17 protein-coding genes are annotated in these 17,221 nt (G+C 58.7%); 9 read left to right on the top strand and 8 right to left on the bottom strand.

Annotation, left to right across the window (positions count from 1 at the left end; translation table 11 throughout):
* Window positions 1-16: 16 nt before the first annotated feature.
* The 3 genes from GHN92_RS13325 to GHN92_RS13315 form a co-directional block, all read right to left on the bottom strand.
* Window positions 17-2,092: a putative bifunctional diguanylate cyclase/phosphodiesterase gene (locus GHN92_RS13325; RefSeq protein ID WP_372239747.1), complete on the bottom strand. Its 2,076-nt coding sequence runs from the start codon at window positions 2,090-2,092 to the stop codon at window positions 17-19.
* A gap of 219 nt (window positions 2,093-2,311) precedes the next feature.
* Window positions 2,312-2,908, bottom strand: a complete 597-nt coding sequence (locus GHN92_RS13320; RefSeq protein WP_095003034.1) for a superoxide dismutase — start codon at window positions 2,906-2,908, stop codon at window positions 2,312-2,314.
* A 205-nt stretch (window positions 2,909-3,113) separates the two neighbouring features.
* On the bottom strand, window positions 3,114-3,716 hold the full coding sequence (locus GHN92_RS13315) for a LysE/ArgO family amino acid transporter (RefSeq protein ID WP_095003035.1): 603 nt from the start codon (window positions 3,714-3,716) through the stop codon (window positions 3,114-3,116).
* A gap of 103 nt (window positions 3,717-3,819) precedes the next feature.
* Here GHN92_RS13315 and GHN92_RS13310 point away from each other — a divergent pair, with 103 nt between their 5' ends.
* The 6 genes from GHN92_RS13310 to GHN92_RS13285 all read left to right on the top strand — a co-directional run bounded on the left by GHN92_RS13310 (window position 3,820) and on the right by GHN92_RS13285 (window position 9,932).
* Window positions 3,820-4,713: a LysR family transcriptional regulator ArgP gene (locus GHN92_RS13310; protein ID WP_095019404.1), complete on the top strand. Its 894-nt coding sequence runs from the start codon at window positions 3,820-3,822 to the stop codon at window positions 4,711-4,713.
* A gap of 52 nt (window positions 4,714-4,765) precedes the next feature.
* A complete protein-coding gene (locus tag GHN92_RS13305; RefSeq protein ID WP_095003037.1) occupies window positions 4,766-5,764 on the top strand; it encodes an NAD(P)-dependent oxidoreductase in 999 nt (332 codons plus the stop codon).
* A 29-nt stretch (window positions 5,765-5,793) separates the two neighbouring features.
* Window positions 5,794-6,615, top strand: a complete 822-nt coding sequence (locus GHN92_RS13300; protein WP_095019405.1) for an ATPase — start codon at window positions 5,794-5,796, stop codon at window positions 6,613-6,615.
* Window positions 6,616-6,874: 259 nt separating this feature from the next.
* Window positions 6,875-8,197, top strand: a complete 1,323-nt coding sequence (locus tag GHN92_RS13295) for an MFS transporter (RefSeq protein ID WP_095019406.1) — start codon at window positions 6,875-6,877, stop codon at window positions 8,195-8,197.
* A 629-nt stretch (window positions 8,198-8,826) separates the two neighbouring features.
* Complete coding sequence (locus tag GHN92_RS13290) at window positions 8,827-9,123, top strand: hypothetical protein (RefSeq protein ID WP_095003040.1); 297 nt, start codon at window positions 8,827-8,829, stop codon at window positions 9,121-9,123.
* Between the two features lie 188 nt (window positions 9,124-9,311).
* Complete coding sequence (locus GHN92_RS13285; protein ID WP_095003041.1) at window positions 9,312-9,932, top strand: flavin reductase family protein; 621 nt, start codon at window positions 9,312-9,314, stop codon at window positions 9,930-9,932.
* On the opposite strand, the gene GHN92_RS13280 is transcribed toward GHN92_RS13285, so the two are convergent.
* Complete coding sequence (locus GHN92_RS13280; protein ID WP_095003042.1) at window positions 9,933-10,166, bottom strand: hypothetical protein; 234 nt, start codon at window positions 10,164-10,166, stop codon at window positions 9,933-9,935. It abuts the gene before it with no gap.
* A gap of 34 nt (window positions 10,167-10,200) precedes the next feature.
* Window positions 10,201-10,515, bottom strand: coding sequence for a putative quinol monooxygenase (locus GHN92_RS13275; RefSeq protein ID WP_095003043.1), 315 nt, complete (start codon window positions 10,513-10,515; stop codon window positions 10,201-10,203).
* 319 nt (window positions 10,516-10,834) lie between these two features.
* Here GHN92_RS13275 and GHN92_RS13270 point away from each other — a divergent pair, with 319 nt between their 5' ends.
* The gene (locus tag GHN92_RS13270; RefSeq protein ID WP_095003044.1) at window positions 10,835-11,764 is read left to right on the top strand and encodes an AraC family transcriptional regulator; all 930 of its coding nucleotides are present in this window, start codon (window positions 10,835-10,837) and stop codon (window positions 11,762-11,764) included.
* On the opposite strand, the gene GHN92_RS13265 is transcribed toward GHN92_RS13270, so the two are convergent.
* A complete protein-coding gene (locus GHN92_RS13265) occupies window positions 11,759-13,390 on the bottom strand; it encodes a 5-guanidino-2-oxopentanoate decarboxylase (RefSeq protein WP_133144857.1) in 1,632 nt (543 codons plus the stop codon). The genes GHN92_RS13270 and GHN92_RS13265 overlap by 6 nt on opposite strands.
* Window positions 13,391-13,501: 111 nt before the next feature.
* On the opposite strand from GHN92_RS13265, the gene GHN92_RS13260 reads away from it, so the two are divergent.
* Together GHN92_RS13260 and GHN92_RS13255 are read left to right on the top strand one after the other, a co-directional pair.
* Window positions 13,502-14,386 carry a LysR substrate-binding domain-containing protein gene (locus tag GHN92_RS13260; protein ID WP_095025568.1) on the top strand — a complete coding sequence of 295 codons (885 nt, stop codon included), beginning with the start codon at window positions 13,502-13,504 and terminating at the stop codon, window positions 14,384-14,386.
* Between the two features lie 141 nt (window positions 14,387-14,527).
* A complete protein-coding gene (locus tag GHN92_RS13255; RefSeq protein ID WP_095003047.1) occupies window positions 14,528-15,580 on the top strand; it encodes a Fic family protein in 1,053 nt (350 codons plus the stop codon).
* Between the two features lie 3 nt (window positions 15,581-15,583).
* Here GHN92_RS13255 and GHN92_RS13250 read toward each other — a convergent pair whose 3' ends face one another.
* Both GHN92_RS13250 and GHN92_RS13245 read right to left on the bottom strand, forming a co-directional pair.
* A complete protein-coding gene (locus GHN92_RS13250; RefSeq protein WP_095025569.1) occupies window positions 15,584-16,201 on the bottom strand; it encodes an NAD(P)-dependent oxidoreductase in 618 nt (205 codons plus the stop codon).
* A gap of 29 nt (window positions 16,202-16,230) precedes the next feature.
* Window positions 16,231-17,115: an MBL fold metallo-hydrolase gene (locus GHN92_RS13245; RefSeq protein ID WP_133144858.1), complete on the bottom strand. Its 885-nt coding sequence runs from the start codon at window positions 17,113-17,115 to the stop codon at window positions 16,231-16,233.
* Between the last annotated feature and the right edge of the window lie 106 nt (window positions 17,116-17,221).

Here is a 17,221-nt window from a genome sequence, read left to right as displayed (position 1 = left end):
ATCTCGAAATAAGGACTTACATAATGACGGCCTTGTTACGTCGGGCCTGCTTGAGATAAGCCACCAGCTCCCGTGCCCCAAGGGGTTTGCTGTACAGGTAGCCCTGGCCTTCATGGCAGCCCTCGGCGATCACATAGGCTTCCTGTTCGACCGTTTCGACACCTTCGGCGATGACCTGCATGCCAAGGCTTTTACCGAGCTGGATGATGGCGCGCACGATGGTGGCATCGTCACCGTCATCGATGAGGTCCTGCACAAAGCTTTTATCAATCTTGATTTTGTCCAGCGGCAGGCTTTTGAGGTAACTCAGGGATGAATAACCGGTACCGAAATCATCAATCGCAATCAATGCACCGGAGCGTCGCAGGCTCAGCAGGTGCTGGGCAGCGGTGCTGATGTCTTTCATCAGGCTGGTTTCAGTCACTTCCAGCTCAAGGCTGCGCGGGGCCAGGCGGTGGCGTTGCAGCAGGTTGTTGACCACCCGGGGCAGGTCTATGTGGTGCAACTGCACGGTGGACAGGTTGACGGCCATGCGCAATTCACTGAAACCCAGGTCGTGCCATTCGCGCAGCTGGCCGCAGGCCTGGTCCAGCGCCCATTCGCCAATGGCAATGATGCTGCCGTTTTTCTCGGCCAGCGGAATAAACAGGTCGGGCGGCACCATGCCGTGCTCCGGATGCTGCCAGCGCAGCAGGGCTTCTACGCCGACCACGCGGTGATCGCTGTAGCGGATCTGCGGTTGATAGACCAGGTAAAGCTGGTTGCACAGCAGGGCTTCGCGCAGGTCTTTTTCCAGTTCGCGCATGCGTCGCATCTCGCGGTCGACGCTGGCGATATAAAACTGATAACGGCTGCGCGAATAGCTTTTGGCCAGGGTCATGGTCTGTTCGGCTTTTTGCAGCAACTGCTCGGTGGTATCGCCGTCTTCAGGGAACAGGGTGATGCCGATGGTGGCGCGCAGGCGGATATTTTGCTGGTCAAGGCTGAACGGCGATTCGAGGTCGTCGAGAATGCTCTGGGCCAGTTCGGCAGCTTCATAGGGCTGTTCGATATGGGCCTGCACCAGGGCAAATTGATCGCCGCCCAGACGGCCAAGCGCACCGAGGCTGCCGCTGTGGGCGCGCAAACGGTCGGCCAGGGCCTGGAGCAACTGGTCGCCGGTTTGATAACCAAACTGTTCGTTGATGCCCTTGAAGTCGTCCAGGCCCACGCACAGCACGGCGACACGGCGTTGCAGGCGGCCGGCATCGGTGAGGATCTTGCCCAGTTGCCCCTGCAATTGCTGGCGGTTGGGCAGGCCGGTCAAAAAGTCGTACTGGGCCATGCGCAGCAACGAACTTTCGGCTTCGTGACGCAAACGGTTGTTGCGCTCGATCGAGGCCAGCAACTGGTTGGATGTATTGACCCACACCCCTAGCTCGTTGTGCTCGTGGCCCTTGAGCAGAGGGATCACATGTTCGCTGGGGCGATCGGGATTGATGCTGGTCAGGTGCCCGATGATTTTTGACAGCGGCTTGGTCAGCAGCCAGTGATAGACCAGATACAACACCAGCCCCATGAGCAGAGCGCGCAACAGGCCGGAAAACAGCATCACCGCCGAATCGGTCAACAGGCCCTGACCGTAAGTTGCGGTGTCGAGGGTGATGCTCAGGTCGCCGTAGTACTCGCTGTATGGGCCTTGGCCAACTAACGGAATGCGGAACCTGTGCTCCTGACCCAGTATCAGGTCGGTCACCCAGCGGCTCGATGAGCTTTGCAACTCGCGGTTTTTTTCGGCCAGCGGCGCTTCATTGGGATGGCCGATGGAAGCCTTGCGCACCGCTGGGTCCTGGAACAGACCTTCGATAACCTGCATGGCCATATCGCGATCCAGGCTGTAAAGCGCCTGGGTTGAGGGGTCGCGAAACATGTCGAGGATTCGTTCGGCATCTGCCGTAACGGCTTGTCGGACTTTGTAGGCGTCGAACACGATCTGTGCGCAGCTCAGCACGCCTCCAACGACCACTGCTGAAAGCAGCACGATGCGGAGCAACTTGAGTGACAAGCTGTTTTTGAATTGCCGCTTCAAAGCGCTATTCCCTGTTCCTGCCATTAATGCCTGTGGCCTTGTATGTGAACGATTTTTTGCCAGAGTGCAAGTGACCAATGTGCAGCGCTTGTAACGGCTACTGTGTCGGTATCTTCACCTTGAACTTGAGGCGCAGCCTGAAAAATTCCCGCCGCTTTCATACTAGCTGGCCCGGATTGGATGGGCTTTTTAGCAAGCCAAAAAAAACCCGGCAATGCCGGGTTTTTTTATCTGGAGCGAGACTTAGGCAGTGAAGGGTTTGCCTTCGAACTGCTCAGCAACGAACTTCCAGTTAACGAGGTTCCAGAACGCTTCTACATACTTCGGACGCACGTTGCGGTAGTCGATGTAGTAGGCGTGTTCCCAAACGTCGCAGGTCAGCAGCGGGGTGTCGCCGCTGGTCAGCGGGTTGCCGGCGCCGATGGTGCTGGCCAGGGCCAGGGAACCGTCAGCTTTCTTCACCAGCCAGCCCCAGCCGGAGCCGAAGGTGCCGATGGAAGTCTTGCTGAATTCTTCTTTGAACTTGTCGAACGAACCGAAGGCAGCGTTGATGGCATCAGCCAGCGCGCCAGTCGGTTGGCCGCCGGCGTTTGGCGCCAGGCAGTTCCAGTAGAAGGTGTGGTTCCAGACCTGAGCGGCGTTGTTGAAGATACCGCCCGAAGAGGTTTTGACGATCTCTTCCAGGGTTTTGCCTTCGAACTCGGTGCCTGGCACCAGGTTGTTCAGGTTCACGACGTAGGTGTTGTGGTGCTTGTCGTGGTGAAACTCCAAGGTTTCTTTGGAGATGTGCGGCTGCAGGGCATCGTGTGCGTACGGCAGCGGCGGCAATTCGAAAGCCATGATGATTCTCCTAATCAGGTCAGTTGCGATGAGCGCAAGGCCGATCACGGGCGGCCAAACACGCGCCGATGAGTTTTTACTCTTTGCGGCGCAGGGTCAGGATCATAGCACCGGGGTGACGGCATAACCACGCGACAACTGTGTGGGATAGACGTTTCAGCACATGTGGGACTATTTTTTTTTGCCTGTGGGAACAGGGTTATGCTCAGCCTGAAACAATTAACTGCAGCGCCACTGCATACATCATCACCGCTACCAGCAAGTCCAGGATACGCCAGGTGTTTGGCCGTGCCAGCCACGGTGCAAGCCAGGCCGCACCCAGCGCCAGGGTGAAAAACCACATCAGCGAAGCACTGGCCGCGCCCACCACATAAGCGCCGGGCACGCTTTGCTGGGCGCCAAGGGAACCGATCAGCAACACTGTATCAAGGTAAACGTGGGGGTTGAGCAGGGTGACGGCCAGTGCGCTGAGCATCACTGCCTTGAGCGAGCGAGCAGTCTGGCTGGCAGAATGCTCAAGGCTCGATGTGGAAAACGCCCGGCGCAGTGCCTGGGTGCCGTACCAGAGTAAGAACACCGCCCCGCCCCAGCGCGCAACACTGAGTAATAGCGGGTTTTGCGCCAGAAGGGTCGCCAGGCCAAACACCCCGGCCGCCACCAGCAGGGCATCGCACACTACGCAAAATGCCGCCACGGGCAGGTGGTGTTCACGGCGCAGGCTTTGCGCCAGCACAAAGGCATTCTGGGTGCCGATGGCCATAATCAGGCCGAACGCGACCAACAGGCCATTAAGGTAGCTTTGCCACATAAGGATTACTCGTTGTACTGCAGGCGGGGTTGCTGCTGGCTATTCTCCTGCCCTTGGATGTATAAGAAAAACCAATATTGCTGATCGCTCATTAGGAAAACTGATGTTCGACTATAAGTTGCTCTCGGCCCTGGCCGCCGTTGTGGAACAGGCCGGTTTTGAACGGGCGGCGCAGGTGCTTGGGCTGTCCCAATCGGCCATCTCCCAGCGCATCAAATTGCTTGAAGCCCGTATCGGCCAGCCGGTGCTGGTACGCGCGACGCCGCCAAGCCCGACCGAAATCGGCCGGCGCCTGCTCAACCATGTACAGCAAGTGCGTTTGCTGGAGCGTGACTTGCAAAGTGCGGTGCCGGCGCTGGACGATGAAGGTTTGCCCGAGCGCCTGCGCATCGCCTTGAATGCCGACAGCCTGGCCACCTGGTGGGCGCCGGCCGTGGGGGATTTTTGCGCCGAGCAGCACCTGTTGCTAGACCTTGTGGTTGAGGATCAGACCGTTGGCCTCAAACGCATGCGCGCCGGTGAAGTGGCTGCCTGCCTGTGTGCCAGTGAACGGCCGGTCGCCGGGGCCCGCAGTGTGCTGCTGGGCGCCATGCGTTACCGGGCGCTGGCCAGCCCAGAGTTTATTGCACGGCATTTTCCGGATGGCGTCAGCGCTGCGCAGTTGCCCAAGACCCCTGCGCTGGTGTTCGGCCCGGATGATTTTCTGCAACATCGCTACCTGGCTTCGCTGGGTGTGGATGGCGGTTTTGAGCACCATTTATGCCCATCTTCCGAAGGCTTTATCCGTTTGGCTGAGGCCGGCCTGGGGTGGGGGCTGGTGCCTGAGCTGCAAGTGCGCGAACAACTGGAAAATGGCCGCCTGGTGGAGCTTTTGCCAGATAAACCCATCGACGTGCCATTGTACTGGCATCATTGGCGCAATGGCGGACAACTGCTGGGGCAACTGACCGAACATTTATCTCGTTCGGCAGCCCGTTGGTTAGTGCCTTTGGCCTGATAACCGGCGTTTAAAGAGCAAGCAGCACGAATTACAGCATTTGGAGTGATTGATGAAGATTCTGGTCACCGGCGCAAGCGGCTTCATTGGCGGACGCTTTGCGCGTTTTGCCCTGGAGCAGGGCTTTGACGTACGGGTCAGCGGGCGTCGGGCCGAAGGTGTCGAACACCTGGTACGACGCGGCGCTGAATTTATCCCGGGTGATTTGACCGATGGCCTGCTGGTGCGCGACTTGTGCGTGGATGTCGATGCGGTGGTGCATTGTGCGGGGCATGTGGGTGCCTGGGGGCGCTACCAGGACTTCCACCGCGACAACGTGCTGGTGACTGAAAACGTAGTTGAAGCCTGTCTGAAACAGCGGGTGCGGCGTCTGGTGCATTTGTCATCGGCAGCGTTGTACTTCGATGGTCGCAACCACACCGACCTGACCGAAGAACAGTTGCCCAAGCGCTTCAGGCACCCTTTTGCCGCCACTAAAAACCTGGCGGAGCAGAAGGTGTTCGGTGCCCAGGAGTTTGGCCTTGAAGTGATTGCCCTGCGCCCGCGTTTTGTGACGGGGGCAGGGGACATGAGCCTCTTCCCGCGATTGATCAAACAGCAGCGCAAAGGTCGTCTGGCCATTGTTGGCAACGGTTTGAACAAGGTCGATTTCACCAGTATGCAAAACCTCAACGAAGCGCTGATGAGCAGCCTGTTGAGCAGTGCAGCGGCGTTGGGCAGGGCCTACAACATCAGTAATGGCACGCCGATACCGTATTGGGATGTGGTCAATTATGTGATGCGCCAGATGAACGTGCCGCAAGTGACCCGTTATCGTGGTTACGCCACGGCCTACAGCCGTGGCGCGCTTAACGAAGCTGCCTGCAAGTTATGGCCGGGGCAGCCCGAACCGTCACTCTCGCGTTTGGGGGTGCAGATCATGGATAAAGACTTTACCCTCGACATCAGCCGCGCCCGGCACTACCTCGACTACGATCCCAAGGTGAGTCTGTGGTCCGCGCTTGATGAATTCTGTGGTTGGTGGAAAGCTCAGGAATCCCCTTACCGCTGACCGCTTGCCGCCATTTTTAAAGGTTTACGATGCGTAACGATGCCCGCGACGACTTTGACAATGTGCCGACCCTTCGCGCCGATACCGATGACCATGACGAACCGGCGTCCAGCTTTGGTGCCCGTGAGCGCACTACGGTGTATTCGCGCAATACCCCGGTGATCAAGGTCAAGGGTCCGAGTACCGGGCCTTTGTGGGCCATGATCTGCGCCTTGCTGGTGGCCGTTGGCGGGCTGGGCTGGTGGAGCTTCCAGCAGATTTCGCTGATGGAGCAGCAGTTGGTGGCCACCCAGGAGAGCTTTGCCCGTATCAGCGAAGAGGCAGCCGGGCGCCTGCAGGCCATATCCGGCAAGGTGGTTGCCAGTGAATCGACAATCAACAATGGCAGCGAAGCCTTGAAGTTGCAGATCAAGCAGCTAGAAGAACAGCTGCTTGAGCAGAGCAAGCGTCAGCAAGGGCTGGTGGCGGGGCAGCAGGGGGATCTGGATCAGCGCTTTGAGCAAATCAATGCCGCGATGTTGATGCAAGTGACTGCCCAGAAAGAAAGCCAGGCCAGGCTCGAAGCCGATATCAAGAGTCTGGGTACTGAACTGGCCACGCTCAAGGCAGGTGTCGCCCAACAGGCCACGGATGTGGCGGCCTTGAAGAAACAGGGCAACCCGGGCGCGGCGGTGGAGCGCCTGGAGCAGGATATGATCGTGCTCAAAAGCGAACTTGAGAACCGCCCCGCACCAGCTCAAGGTGCCAATGCTGCCGAGTTCGATGTGTTCCGTGCCCAGATGACGCGCAACATCAACACCCTGCAAAGCCAGATGCAGAACCTGCAGAAGCAGATCAGCGCTCGACCTTGAGCCTGTGCTGAGGGTTTGCCCCTCACCCCGGCCCTCTCCCGCAGGGAGAGGGGGCTGATGTGTGGCGTCAGTCATACCTGCATGTGCCTGTCGGCGGATTTCCGCTTATTGCAACGCTGAAAATCAGCGGATTCCCGCCTACCCATCTCCCGCAAGCCATGTAAACCGTGGTCTCAAGCGTTGGCACAAGTTCTGCTATAGCCCAGCAAGCTCGCGTTTTGACGCGCTATAAAAAAACAATGAAAGAAGGATCCATTCAATGGATAACTCCAGCACCCTGCCTGCCGGGGCCGTGTCTGCGGCGCCTAAAGAAAAGACCACCTCCAGCCGTATCAAATCGATTTTCAGCGGTTCCGTCGGCAATATGGTCGAGTGGTACGACTGGTACGTTTACGCCGCGTTTTCGCTGTACTTCGCCAAGGCCTTCTTCCCCAAGGGCGACACCACCGCACAACTGCTCAACACCGCCGCGATCTTCGCCGTGGGCTTTTTGATGCGCCCGATCGGCGGCTGGCTAATGGGCCTGTACGCGGATCGCAAAGGCCGCAAGGCCGCGCTGATGGCTTCGGTCCTGTTGATGTGCTTCGGTTCGCTGGTAATTGCCCTGTCGCCGGGTTACGAAACCATCGGCGTGTGGGCGCCTATCCTGCTGGTCTTCGCCCGCTTGCTGCAGGGCCTGTCGGTGGGTGGCGAATACGGCACCTCGGCCACTTACCTGAGTGAAATGGCGACCAAGGAACGTCGCGGTTTCTTCTCGAGCTTCCAGTATGTAACCCTGATCTCGGGGCAGCTTATCGCTTTGGGCGTGCTGATCGTGCTGCAACAGACCCTCACCGAAGAGCAACTGTACAGCTGGGGCTGGCGCGTACCGTTCGTGATCGGCGCCCTGTGTGCCGTGGTCGCGCTGTATCTGCGTCGAGGCATGGAAGAAACCGAGTCGTTCAAAAAAACCAGGGTCAAGCCTAAAGAAAGCGCCATGCGCACCCTGCTGCGCCACCCCAAAGAGCTGATGACCGTAGTTGGCCTGACCATGGGCGGCACGCTGGCGTTCTACACCTACACCACCTATATGCAGAAGTACCTGGTGAACACGGTGGGCATGAGCATCTCGGATTCCACCACCATCTCGGCCGCCACGCTGTTTCTGTTCATGTGCATTCAGCCGCTGGTGGGCGCGCTTTCCGACAAGATCGGCCGTCGTCCGATCCTGATCGCCTTCGGTGTACTGGGTACCCTGTTTACCGTACCGATCCTGACCACTCTGCACACCATTACCACCTGGTGGGGTGCGTTCTTCCTGATCATGGCCGCGCTGATTATTGTCAGTGGCTACACCTCGATCAACGCCGTGGTGAAAGCGGAACTGTTTCCCACGGAAATTCGCGCACTGGGTGTTGGTTTGCCTTACGCACTGACCGTGTCGATCTTCGGCGGTACAGCTGAATATATCGCTCTGTGGTTCAAGAGTGCAGGTATGGAAACCGGTTACTACTGGTACGTGACAGCTTGTATTGCCTGCTCGCTGGCGGTGTACGCCACCATGAAAGACACCCGCAAGCACTCGCGCATCGAGACTGACTGACAGCCCACCCGCTCCCACAGGGGTTAGCCGATACTGCTATTTGACAGGCTGGCCAATTGGCCGGCCTGTTTGCTTTTCAGATCCGCCTCCCGGCGATCATGGCCACCAATATCCCCGCCAGTACCCGCCAAGGGCCGATGGTGCCGAAATCCAGCTCCGAATCATCCGCCAGGTAGTCACCCAAGGCAGTTCCCAAGCCGTGGCGCAAACTTTTATCACCCAAAACGCCAAGGTGAACTGAGGAAGTTCGTTCATTCCAGGCTCCAGTTCTCGAGGGGTACAAAGCCGTTTGGGTACCGGCTTTTTTGCCGGCGAAGACGGGTGCTCGCGCAGCAAAAAATGGGTAATGGACTGATGAAAGCCTGTCTGTGAGTGCGATTTATTTGAATTAATAGTCAGTTAATTCTGTTAGCCCACTATCAATCTCAGCAACACCTCTATGGCCGGCAGAACATGTGTGCCGCCCCACCGGGAGCTGGACGTCGTCAAGAGCCTGGTTCGGCGCGGGCCTACATATCGAATTAATCGATTCCTTAGCGCTATTTTTTGCGCTTTTTAATCAAATTAATCGGCGTAGTCTTAAGCCCATACCCACTGAACACCCCAAACACGAAACAAGGAGCTTTATCATGAAAACCAAACTTATCCTCGCTGCTGCTTTTTCTGCCCTGGCCTTCAACGCTTTTGCCGCCGATGGTTTCGATAAAACCCATTCGTCGAGCTTTGCTGAAGATGGCTACAGCCGTACAGGTTCTGCTGCAGTTGCTGCTGACGGTTATGACCGCACAGGTTCGGCTACGTTTGCAGAGGACGGCTACGACAAAACCGGCTCGGCCACCTTTGCAGAAGACGGTTTCAGCCGTACCAAATCGGACACCTTCGCTGCTGATGGCTACGATCGCACTCACGGCGCCCACTTCAGCTAACACCTGAATCAGGCACTCCAGCCCGGCCTTGGCCGGGCTTAGTCGTTTTTGGGGGTAAGACAGTGGAGATCCAATCCTTAGCAGCCTCGTTCCTACGGCAGTTGCTACAAAACCTCGCAAGCTTTTGTAATCCCGGCAAATGCCTTGCACTATAGGCCCTCTATCTCAGCCGTTTGCGGACACTTCCCATGCATGACGATATCCATTTCTATGAACCTTCCCAGGGCCACGGCCTGCCCCATGATCCGTTCAATGCCATAGTCGGCCCGCGACCTATCGGCTGGATTTCGTCACAGGATGCCCAGGGCCGTCTGAACCTTGCGCCTTACAGTTTTTTCAACGCGTTCAACTACATCCCGCCGATCATCGGGTTTTGCAGTGTGGGCCGCAAAGACAGTCTCAATAACATTGAACAAACCGGCGAGTTTGTCTGGAACCTCGCCACCCGGCCGCTGGCCGAAGCCATGAACCAGAGCTGTGCCATGGTTGGGCCCGAGGTCAATGAGTTCGAGCTGGCCGGGCTGAGCACCGTACCGTCACGGGTGATCAGCGTGCCACGGGTGGCCGAGACGCCGGTGTCGTTCGAATGCAAGGTCACCCAGATCATTCAGTTGCAACGGGCAGACAAGGAACTGGTGCCGAGCTGGCTGATTCTGGGGGAGGTGGTGGCGGTGCATATTGCCAGGCACCTGCTCAAGGACGGGATTTACGATACCGCGGCCGCCGAACCGATCCTGCGTGGTGGCGGCCCGGCGGACTACTTCCAGCTGGGCCCTGAAGCACTGTTCAAAATGCATCGCCCACGCTGATTACCAAACCAGTTCGGCGTCATCAGTGACGCCTTGCAGGGCTTCAAGTTGCTCGGCCGCGGCGGCATCGGCGGCGGTCGCAGTCTTGAAGGTGTGCTCGGTGAGAATTTTGTGAAAGCGCGGCGCTCCACCTTCGTACAAGGCTTTGACCGCAATCGCTGCGTGATAAACGCCGGGCTCAACCGGAACTACAGCTGATACCGCTTCAAACTGTGCAAATTCTTTACGCGCCATGCTTCAACTCCCGGCCTATGGAAAAACCGGCATTCTACCTGTTCAGCCCGCCCACATCGCTGAAGGTCTGAAAATCGAGACTGTCCACCACTTGCTGGTGCACCAGCGCGCCGTATATTTCCATAAGCGATGAATTGAAATACGCGAGCATCGAGGGTTCATCCTGCCAGTAGCCCGCCACCTGCCACAGTTGCGGGTCGTTATCACAATGCTGCAAGGCAAAGTGCAGGCAGCCGGGGGTCTGGAGCGTCGGTTCGATCAACTGGCTCAGGCAAGCCTCGACCCGGGCCGAACACCCTGCGCGGGCGCGAACCAGTGTCAAATGACTGACGGCATTAAGCTGGGGCATGCAGGCCTCCACAAAGCAAAGTGGTGTTGGGGGGAGGTTCAAAGCTTAGGGGCCGGCCCCTGTACGCCGTTAGTCGATTCCTGCCCCAGGCTTGCACGATTCTGCAAAAGCGCACCGAACCGCTGCCTCATGGCATGATCGGGCAAAGGGCCAGTTCATCAGGGTTTCGAGCAAGGTCAAGCGTCTGCAACGGCTTGGGCAGGCCTGTGCCTTCAGGCAATGACAGGATCAGGCAAGACAACGACAGAAATCAGCTACCCCTTGGCCTTGCACAAACTTAAGCTGTGCCTGCCCTGTTGCTTTGATGAGGATGCAACCCATGTCACTGCTGGAACCGCCGCGACCCGCGCTCGAGCCCGCGCTTGAAAAACAGCGCGTGGAACTGGCTGACCTGATTTTTCGCCATGCCCCGCAAGACGGTTCGTTCACCACCGGTGTCGACGCGCTGTTTGTGTCGCGCCACAGTCATCCCAGCGATTTCGCTCCCAGCCTGCCAAAACCCGCGCTGTGCATCATGGCCCAGGGGCGCAAGGAGGTGCGTCTGGCGGACGAGTACTTTGCCTACGACCCGCTCAATTATCTGGTGGTGTCCGTGTCGATGCCGATCAGTGGCCGGGTGCTGGAAATCTCCCCCGAACACCCGGTACTGGCCTTGCGTCTGGATATCGATCCGGTGGAAATCACCACGTTGATCAGCGATGCCGGCCCCCTGGGCGTGCCGTCGCGACCCACCGGGCGCGGGCTGTATGTTGAGCCTATAGACCAGCCAATGCTCGACGCAGTCTTGCGTCTGACACGTCTGCTCGACACACCCAAAGACATTGCCATGCTGGCGCCATTGATTCGCCGTGAGATTCTGTATCGGTTGTTGCGCAGCCCCCAGGGCTATCGCTTGTATGAAATCGCCAGCCAGAACAGCCAGAACCATCGCGTCAGCCGAGCTATTTCCTGGCTTAACGGCAACTTTGAGCAGCCGCTTCGTATCGACAGCCTGGCGCGCGAAGCCAATCTCAGCGTGTCGACCTTGCACCACAGGTTCAAGGCCATGACCGCCATGAGTCCGTTGCAGTACCAAAAGCAGCTGCGTCTCAACGAAGCCCGGCGACTGATGCTCAGCGAGGGGCTCGATGCCTCGGCGGCGGGTTACCGTGTGGGTTACGAAAGCCCGTCGCAGTTCAGCCGCGAGTACAGCCGCCAGTTTGGCGCGCCCCCGGTTCGAGACCTGGCGCGCCTGCGCATGAGCCTATAGCGTCAGCAATTCTTGCCAGCGCGCCTCGTCGATTTCAATCACGCTTGGCCCCTGGCGGTCGGCGGCACTGGCCAGGGCGGCGCGCAATTGCGCCTCGCCCTCGACCACCTGCGCGGCGCAGCCCAGCGCCTTGGCCACAGCGATAAAGTCCGGGGTGTAGATATCGACCCCCACGGGTTCGATGGCGCGATTGAGCATGTATTTTTTGATCTCACCATAGCCCTGGTTATTCCACAGCAGCACGATGATCGGGGTTTGCGCTTCCACTGCGCTGGCCAGTTCGGCGAGGGTAAATTGCAGTCCGCCATCACCTATCAGGCACAGCACCGGGCCACCCGTTTTGCCATTGGCCCGCCGCCCCAACCAGGCCCCCACTGCCGCTGGCAGGGCGTAGCCGAGGGTGCCGTAGCCGGTCGATGAGTTAAACCAGCGCCGTGGTTGCTCGGGGTTAAACGTCAGGTTGCCGGTGTACACCGGCTGAGTCGAATCGCCGACGCACACGGCATCCGGTAGAACATCGAAAACCGCCTGCAAAAAACGCGTCTGGGCGCGGGTCGGGGCATCCCATTCGGTGGCCAACTGCGTCTGCAGACGGCTGACCCGCACAGCACCCCACTGCGGATCCCGTGCTGGCAACTGCGCCAGACTTGCCACTAATGCCTCGCTCGCCAGGTTGGCATCGGCCACCAGCGCCAGGGTCGGCGGGTAATTGCGTACGGTCTGGTCCGGGTCGATATCAATACGTAGCAACGCGCCCGGGATCTCGAAGCCGCCAGCAAAAGTCACATCGTAATCGGTCTCGGCCAGCTCGGTGCCGATCGCCAGCACCACATCCGCTTCGGCCACCAGCGCGCGGGTGGCGACCAGGGTTTGGGTCGAGCCGATCAACAGCGGGTGAGAGGAGGGCAGCATGCCCTTGGCGTTGATGGTCAGGGCCACCGGCGCGCCCAGTCGCTCGGCCAGTTGCAACAGGGCAGGCGCTGCATCGATGGCGCCGCCACCCGCCAGAATCAGCGGGTGTTTGGCCTGGGCCAGAAGCTGGCCCATCTGTTCAATGGCAGCAGGCGCGGCGCCGGGGCGGGCAATGCTCACCGGCAGGCTGGCGAGCAGGGCGTCGGCATTCTCCACCAGCACGTCCAGAGGTATTTCAATATGCACCGGCCGCGGTCGGCCGGCCTGAAACAGGGCAAAGGCCCGGGCCAGTACGCCTGGTAGTTCCGTCGCCGACATCAGCGTATGGGAAAACGCCGCCACCCCGGCCACCAGCGCGCTCTGGTTCGGTAGCTCGTGCAGCTTGCCGCGCCCGCCGCCCAGTTGGCTGCGCGACTGCACACTGGAAATCACCAGCATCGGGATCGAGTCGCCATAGGCCTGGCCCATTGCGGTGGTGATATTGGTCATTCCCGGCCCGGTGATGATAAAACACACCCCCGGTTTGCCGCTGGTGCGTGCATAGCCGTCGGCCATAAAGCCAGCACCCTGCTCATGACGCGGGCTGATGTGGTTGATCGTCGAACCGGCCAGCCCTCGATACAGCTCAACGGTATGCACTCCCGGAATGCCGAACACCTGTTCGACCCCGTACGCCTCCAGCAACTTGACCAATACTTCGCCGCACGTCGCCATGTGTCCTGTTCCTTTTTTGTTCTGGAAAAGACCATTGAAACGGCCGGCTGTGGTACGCACAACGCAAACGTGCTCATACTAGCCATGTCCTGGACTCATGGCTGACCATTGATGAAACGCCTTCCACCACTTCCTGCGCTGCATACGTTTTTGATCACGGCCCAGTGCTGCAACTTCACCCGTGCCGGCGAACAGTTGCATATCACCCAAGGGGCGGTGAGCCGACAAATTGCCGGGCTGGAAGAGCATCTGGGTTACCCGCTGTTCCACCGCCAGGCCCGTGGGCTGAGCCTGACCGAGCAGGGCCAGGCGCTGTACCCGCGTATCGAACAGGTATTCGACCTGATTGGCGAGGCCGTGGAGTACGCCAGCATTCGCCGTACCCCGCTGCAGATCAAGGCACCCACCTGCATGCTGCGCTGGCTGCTACCCAAATTGCTGCATTGGCAAACATTGCGCCCGGATGTGCCGGTGGAACTGACCAGTAGTGTGCAGCACGGGGTGGATTTTCGCCGTGAGGCGTTTGATGCGGCAGTGGTGTACAGCCCGCAGCCAGGGCCCAAGCGACAGGGCAGGCACCTGTTTGACGAACAACTGACCCCGGTGTGTGCCCCGCAGCTGCTGGAGGGTCGCGATGCCATCAACCAGCTGGGCGATCTGACGCAGCACACCCTGCTACATCCCAGCCGAGACCAGCAGGACTGGACCCAGTGGCTGAATGCGGCGGGGGGCGAGGTGTCGGCGATCCGCAAGAGCCAGTACTTCGACACCCTGGACCTGGCCATGACCGTTGCCGCCCAGGGCAACGGTGTTGCGATAGGCGACTGGTCATTGATTGGCGACGACCTCAAGGCAGGCCGACTGGCCATGCCTTTCGATTTCAAAGTGCATACCGGCGCCGCCTACCTGCTGGTGTGCTCACCACGCCACGAGGCGTCTGCGCCGTTGCGCGAGTTGCTGGACTGGCTGGTGGAGCAGACGCGCTGCACGGATTAACCCTGTATCGATACAGCCCATTCTCCTGGTGCGGAAAAAATCGCTGTAACAGTTTAAAGGGGGTATTTCTTGAGTAAATGGGGTAAAAACAGTCAATAAAGCCCCATTTAATCCTTTGGATTACCCTATTTAAGGACGTTTATGCACTCGCTCACCGTCGAACATCTGACCCAACTTCGCTTTGACGGCCTGCAGCTTTCAACCCTGAGGGCGCTGGGCGAGTACAGGGGCAAGCAAAAGCTGTTTGTCGCCCAATCGGCAGAAGCGCTCGCAGATCTCAAGCAGCAGGCAGTAATTGAGTCCGCAGAATCATCCAGCCGTCTGGAAGGCGTAATCGTTTCGCCCAGCCGCCTGAAATCCTTGATGATCAAAAATGCCCAGCCTAAAAGTCGCTCCGAGCAGGAAGTTGCCGGCTATCGGGATGCGCTGTCGCTGATACACGAAGCCTGCGATGCCATGCCTTTCTCGGAAGGCACGGTACGCCAGTTACATACGATTCTTTATCGATACTTGCCACAAGAGGGAGGCAGCTGGAAATCAACCAACAACGACATCATCGAGCGTCATCCTGATGGTAGTCTCAGGGTGAGATTCACACCCACTCCCGCTCATCTGACGCCGATGGCCATGAGTGATCTGCTAAGCCGCTATTACAGCGCAAATCAGCAAAAACTTGCCGATCCACTGGTTTTGGTTCCGTTGTGTGTTTTGGACTTTTTGTGTATCCACCCCTTTGCAGACGGCAACGGTCGCGTTGCACGCCTGCTGACTCTCTTGCTGCTCTATCAGTTTGATTACGTCGTAGGCCGTTTCATCAGCCTTGAGCGGATTTTTGAAGACAGCAAGGAGAGCTATTACGAAACCCTGGAGGCCAGCTCTGTTAATTGGCATTCAGGCACTCACGATGCAGGGCCTTGGCTCAATTACTTTTGGGGCGCGCTGATCAAAGCCTATAAAGAGTTTGAAGCGCGGGTTGGAACCATCGAGAAAAAGTACGGTAACAAGAGCAGCCGCGTTCGCATAGCCGTACTGAACCGTTCACTGCCCTTTTCAATCAGCGAGATTGAGCAGGCATGCCCCGGTACGAGCCGAGACACGGTGCGCCTGGTGTTACGCGCTTTGAAATCCGAAGGTTTGATTGAGTCCACCGGCAAGGGGCGAAGCGCGAAATGGCGCAATCGCCCCGTACCCTGAAACTTAATACCCCACCGTAAAGCGCTGGCGGGAATGCTTGGGCTGTTCGACCTCATCGAGCATGGCGATGGCAAAGTCGGCGAAGCTGATCCAGCTTTTGCCTTCGCTGTTGATCAGCAGGCGGTCGCTGCCCAGACGGAACTTGCCCGTGCGTTCGCCTTCGACAAATTCGGCCGAGGGTGACAGGAAGCTCCAGTCCAGGTCTTTTTCGCCGCGCAAGGTGTCGAGGTAGACGCCGCCTGCCGTGGCTTCAGGCCGGTATTCGTCGGGGAAGCCCGGGCTGTCGATGACTTTGGTGTCACCCGGCAGCAACAGTGAGCCTGCACCGCCCACAAACAGCAGGCGTTTGACCCCGGCTTTTTTTACCGGCTCGATAATGGCCGAGGCCGGCAGGGTCGAGAAATGCGCGGCGCTGAGCACCACATCATGGCCAGTGACGGCATCTTGCAGGGCCTGGGCGTTGTTGACATCGACATCCTTGACCACCACTCCCGTACGCTCACCCAGTTTTTTCGAGGCATTGCGGGCAATGGCCGTGACGCTGTGACCACGACGCAGGGCTTCTTCCAGCAGTTGGCTGCCGGCACGACCGGTAGCCCCGATGATTGCGATTTTGCTCATGATATTCTCCAGTGAGTAGGTAGTAGCGTTCACCACTTCATTTCGCCTTTGGCCACCTTGGCACTCAGTTCCAGCGAAGATTCTTCGCCCAGGTCCGGGTAGCGTTTTTTCATGGCCGCTATCAATTCGCCCGAGTTGCGGGCCTTGAGCGCCTCTTCGTCAAACGCCTTGATGTAGTCGCGGGTGAAGTACACCGCTTTCAACGAGCGGTCGCTGTCACCCAGGTAATGGCCCGGTACCACGATTTTCGGTTGCAGGCTGTCGATACGTTTAAGGGTGGCCAGCCATTGCTTGTGCGATTGCGGTGTCTGGGTGTCGGCCATCCATACGTGCAGGTTGTCGGCCACTACCACTCCGCCCACCACCGCCTTGATGGAAGGGATCCATACAAAGGTGCGGTCCGGTTGACGTCCGCTCAGGCCGACGATATCCAGTTCACGCCCTTCAAGGTCCAGGGTGTTGCCCTTGAGCACCTGCGGCACGATCAACTGTTGCGGCATATCGGCCCCCATCTGCGGGCCCCAGAACGCCAGCTTGGCGTCTTTGGTCTGGTTGATATGCTCAACCACCGGCCCCGGGGCCACCACCTTGGCGTCAGGGAACGCCTGGGTCAGGGTCTCCAGGCCGAAGTAGTAGTCCGGGTCGCCGTGGCTGATATAGATGGTGGTCAGGTGTTTGCCGCTGGCGCGAATCTTGTCGACCACCTGGCGGGCCTGGGCCTTGCCAAATTGGACATCGACCAGGATGGCGTCCTTGTCACCACTGATCAGCACCGAAGAAACCGGGAAAATCGCCGCTGCACCGGGGTTGTACACGTCAAGGGTCAAAGGCGCCGGGGCCGCCGCCGCATGGGCTGCAAAACCCAGCATTGCAGCGCTGAGGGCAAAACGGCGAAGGGTGGAAAATCCGCTCATGGGTGATTCCTGAATCAGTGGCCAGGGTTGGCGATGGACAGAGCTTAGTTGCCCGATCGCGAACTAAAAATGCGATGCTTGAACATAGTTTGTTTCAGATATCGGG

The sequence above is a fragment of the Pseudomonas sp. FSL R10-2964 genome, from assembly GCF_009600035.1.
Classification (GTDB): Bacteria; Pseudomonadota; Gammaproteobacteria; order Pseudomonadales; family Pseudomonadaceae; genus Aquipseudomonas; species Aquipseudomonas bubulae.
The sequence above is the reverse complement of the archived record's forward strand: the minus strand, read 5'-3'. Positions and strand labels throughout refer to the sequence as shown.

Bases quoted from the DNA above. Each gene is read 5' to 3' on its own strand.
- GHN92_RS13325 (WP_372239747.1), bottom strand. From the start codon at position 2,092: ATGGCAGGAACAGGGAATAGCGCTTTGAAGCGGCAATTCAAAAACAGC.
- GHN92_RS13320 (WP_095003034.1), bottom strand. From the start codon at position 2,908: ATGGCTTTCGAATTGCCGCCGCTGCCGTACGCACACGATGCCCTGCAG.
- GHN92_RS13315 (WP_095003035.1), bottom strand. From the start codon at position 3,716: ATGTGGCAAAGCTACCTTAATGGCCTGTTGGTCGCGTTCGGCCTGATT.
- GHN92_RS13310 (WP_095019404.1), top strand. From the start codon at position 3,820: ATGTTCGACTATAAGTTGCTCTCGGCCCTGGCCGCCGTTGTGGAACAG.
- GHN92_RS13305 (WP_095003037.1), top strand. From the start codon at position 4,766: ATGAAGATTCTGGTCACCGGCGCAAGCGGCTTCATTGGCGGACGCTTT.
- GHN92_RS13300 (WP_095019405.1), top strand. From the start codon at position 5,794: ATGCGTAACGATGCCCGCGACGACTTTGACAATGTGCCGACCCTTCGC.
- GHN92_RS13295 (WP_095019406.1), top strand. From the start codon at position 6,875: ATGGATAACTCCAGCACCCTGCCTGCCGGGGCCGTGTCTGCGGCGCCT.
- GHN92_RS13290 (WP_095003040.1), top strand. From the start codon at position 8,827: ATGAAAACCAAACTTATCCTCGCTGCTGCTTTTTCTGCCCTGGCCTTC.
- GHN92_RS13285 (WP_095003041.1), top strand. From the start codon at position 9,312: ATGCATGACGATATCCATTTCTATGAACCTTCCCAGGGCCACGGCCTG.
- GHN92_RS13280 (WP_095003042.1), bottom strand. From the start codon at position 10,166: ATGGCGCGTAAAGAATTTGCACAGTTTGAAGCGGTATCAGCTGTAGTT.
- GHN92_RS13275 (WP_095003043.1), bottom strand. From the start codon at position 10,515: ATGCCCCAGCTTAATGCCGTCAGTCATTTGACACTGGTTCGCGCCCGC.
- GHN92_RS13270 (WP_095003044.1), top strand. From the start codon at position 10,835: ATGTCACTGCTGGAACCGCCGCGACCCGCGCTCGAGCCCGCGCTTGAA.
- GHN92_RS13265 (WP_133144857.1), bottom strand. From the start codon at position 13,390: ATGGCGACGTGCGGCGAAGTATTGGTCAAGTTGCTGGAGGCGTACGGG.
- GHN92_RS13260 (WP_095025568.1), top strand. From the start codon at position 13,502: ATGAAACGCCTTCCACCACTTCCTGCGCTGCATACGTTTTTGATCACG.
- GHN92_RS13255 (WP_095003047.1), top strand. From the start codon at position 14,528: ATGCACTCGCTCACCGTCGAACATCTGACCCAACTTCGCTTTGACGGC.
- GHN92_RS13250 (WP_095025569.1), bottom strand. From the start codon at position 16,201: ATGAGCAAAATCGCAATCATCGGGGCTACCGGTCGTGCCGGCAGCCAA.
- GHN92_RS13245 (WP_133144858.1), bottom strand. From the start codon at position 17,115: ATGAGCGGATTTTCCACCCTTCGCCGTTTTGCCCTCAGCGCTGCAATG.